Genomic DNA, 1,561 nt, shown 5'->3' with positions numbered 1-1,561 from the left:
TAATTTAGCCCCCAATAAGTTCGGAGTGAAATTTTAGATTTCAAATTAATACATTTGAGATAATGAAATATAAGAAATGGAGTTTAGCTGAAAAGCTAGAAATCTTATCTAGTGGCGATGCCATAGGTGTTGTAGAGTCATGTCGTAAATATGGCGTAAGCACAGGTACTTTTTATAACTGGAAGAAAAAGCACGATAATCAAGGTGACGCCGGCTTAAAAGTTACTTATGATACCAAAAGTAAAGAGCTAAAGCAGGCAGAAGAAGAGAATCGTATACTTCGTAAATTACTTAGTGACAAAGAGATAGAATTAGAGGTTCAAAGAGCACTTTTAAAAAAAAAGTTTGGGACATCCGATCCAAGAAAGATTTAGTTAACCTTATTTGCCTGAAACATAAGTGCAGTAAGTCTAAGGTGATAAAAATGGTTGGTATGGTCGAGAGTAGTTATTATAGAAGATCAAATCATGGTAAAAAAGGGAACCGTCCTTCTGAATTTACGTATCATGAAACAGAAGGGATGGTTTGTCAATCCGTTGTTGTCCAGGCGATCAAGAGTATCCTGGAGCATGAGTTTATCGATTGTGGATATCGATTGATGACACATTACTTAAAACGAGCAGGGTACCATATCAACCATAAGAAACTCTATAGGATTATGAAAGAAGCGGGGTTGCTCAAGTTGGAGAATAGAATAAATAGAAGTGGTTCAGGGCGTAAGTTTGTAAAATTCAGAAAAGTAAAAACCTATAAGCCAATGGAATGCATAGAGATGGATATCAAAATGGTGTGGATCCCCAATGTAGGTAAAAATGCGTATTTACTATCAGTTATTGATGTTCATACCCGTAGAATATTGAAAGATTATTTTTCCTTTAATATTAAGCAAAATCATGTTATAGCACTGCTTTCTCAGTTATTTGAAGACTATAATTACCCTGAGAGCGTAGTTATTAGGAGTGATAATGGTAGTCAATTTATAGCAAAAAAAGTACGAGAGTATTTGAGTCTAATCGGTGTTCAGCAAGAGTTTACTCATGTAGCCACTCCAGAAGAAAATGCACATATAGAAGCTTATCATGGTATTTTAAAGAAGGAAGTATTTACCCGATTTGAGTACAATAACTTTGGTCAGATCCAACAGATATTAAAACGTTTTGTTCATTTTTATAACAATGAAAGACTACATGGTCTTTTAGGTAAAATTACGCCAATGGAGAAATGGAACAAAGATAAACACCTGATCCTAAAGAAGGATTTGGTAGCATAAATTTAACAAGCGAAATTTAAAAGATTACTCTTGTTTTATAGGGGTCAAAACATGTATGTAGTTTATTTTAATTTAAAAGTTATCAATATTGGGTATCTTTGTGCTAATAACAAACTAACACAATTATTGCTTAGTATGGATAACCAACAAAAGAAATCATTATTACCAAACAATATATTAATTCCTGTACTATTTGTTTTATTCACTTTAGCATTTGGTATTGTCTATATATTGGTAGATAAAAATGCAGATGAAAAGGATTATAAAATCTTTGATGTAGTTACACCATTA

At 32.7% G+C, this 1,561-nt stretch carries 2 protein-coding genes; both read left to right on the top strand.

Features of this window, described 5'->3' with window-relative positions:
- The first annotated feature begins 62 nt into the window (after nucleotides 1-62).
- The gene (locus IP023_RS15735; protein WP_241791356.1) at nucleotides 63-374 is read left to right on the top strand and encodes a transposase; all 312 of its coding nucleotides are present in this window, start codon (nucleotides 63-65) and stop codon (nucleotides 372-374) included.
- A gap of 41 nt (nucleotides 375-415) precedes the next feature.
- The gene (locus IP023_RS15730; RefSeq protein ID WP_241791355.1) at nucleotides 416-1,270 is read left to right on the top strand and encodes an IS3 family transposase; all 855 of its coding nucleotides are present in this window, start codon (nucleotides 416-418) and stop codon (nucleotides 1,268-1,270) included.
- Nucleotides 1,271-1,561 lie beyond the last annotated feature (291 nt).

The sequence above is a fragment of the Sphingobacterium rhinopitheci genome, from assembly GCF_022627575.1.
GTDB lineage: Bacteria > Bacteroidota > Bacteroidia > Sphingobacteriales > Sphingobacteriaceae > Sphingobacterium > Sphingobacterium rhinopitheci.
The sequence above is the reverse complement of the archived record's forward strand: the minus strand, read 5'-3'. Positions and strand labels throughout refer to the sequence as shown.